Origin of the sequence: Nitrosomonas sp. GH22, from assembly GCF_009833115.1 — a bacterium.
Lineage (GTDB): Bacteria > Pseudomonadota > Gammaproteobacteria > Burkholderiales > Nitrosomonadaceae > Nitrosomonas > Nitrosomonas eutropha.
Map to the genome: position 1 here is coordinate 1 of NZ_QRCA01000078.1, position 1,073 is coordinate 1,073.

A 1,073-nucleotide genomic window follows, 5' to 3' on the forward strand; every position below is an offset into this window, starting at 1 on the left:
GGTGTCTGTTGACCTAACGTTATCGAACGAGCTGGTCGATATCGTTGATGATGGTTAAGACGTGGTATTTCGCATCGGCGAGCTGGTGAGCAGTGGGTTGAAGGCAGTGCCACTGGAGCCCTATCAGATGGTTTTATGCGCTGCGCCGTCCTATCTTGCACGTCGCCCTCCCATCATCAATCCGTGGGATCTACAGCAGCAGGAGTGTCTGGGGTTTACCTATTCTGATGGCCGCTCACACTGGAGCTTCGACAGCCCGGAGGGGCGTATAGATGTTCCTATTACAAGCAAATTAACGATCAATCAAGGTGATCCACTGCTGGCAGCGGCTGTAGCTGGCCTAGGTGTGGTTCTACAGCCGATAGAGTTGGTTAGCGATGCACTGCGCGATGGGACACTGGTGCGTCTGTTGCCGCAGTACCCGGTGCCGAATACCGCAATGCACATCCTCTATGCCCCTGACCGAAGAATGACTCCAAAGCTGCGCAGCTTCTTGGAGTTTGCGCGTGAGGCTTTTGGGCAGCGAGGCCCTCTCTAACGCACGAAAATCAATGTCTGCGCTATCCGGTAATCGAAAAGGACGACGTTTACCGTGGCTCACCGGATATGACCAAGCACCCCTTGCTGAGGAAGTACCTGCTGGAGCACTTCGCGGCGGAAGTCGAAGAACTGAAGGATGCCGTGTTCGTTGGCCTGGGGCCGCAGGTCCAGAGCGTGCTGGACCGCCTGATCCAGGAGCGGGTTCTGAATCCCGACCGGGTGATTGGCGGCATGCTGCCCCCCCTCCGGAAACTGCACCTACCGGATCAACTACCTCATCGGCGACAGAGGCGCGCTGGTCCCGCACGCCACCAGCCCTGTGCCTTACGACCAGGTCCGGCGAGCATTTCGGGAGCGGTTCGTCACCGCCTGATCGAACGTCGGATGAGTGGATGCTGACGCGGGTGCCTGAAATCCAGTAAATACGGGGCTTTCAGCGTTGTCACGATCCGATACGTCCGGTCTCGCTGACGGTTACGCCGGTAGGCATCGCGTCATGGAAGGCAAATACCTCGTTAATCACACCAATCGGC

Annotated in this window: 2 protein-coding genes; both read left to right on the forward strand. The window is 57.5% G+C overall.

Features of this window, described 5'->3' with window-relative positions:
- Nucleotides 1-61: 61 nt before the first annotated feature.
- Nucleotides 62-538: a LysR substrate-binding domain-containing protein gene (locus ABF86_RS12405; RefSeq protein WP_345889576.1), complete on the forward strand. Its 477-nt coding sequence runs from the start codon at nucleotides 62-64 to the stop codon at nucleotides 536-538.
- Between the two features lie 13 nt (nucleotides 539-551).
- On the forward strand, nucleotides 552-962 hold the full coding sequence (locus ABF86_RS12410) for a hypothetical protein (protein ID WP_160803666.1): 411 nt from the start codon (nucleotides 552-554) through the stop codon (nucleotides 960-962).
- Nucleotides 963-1,073: the final 111 nt, after the last annotated feature.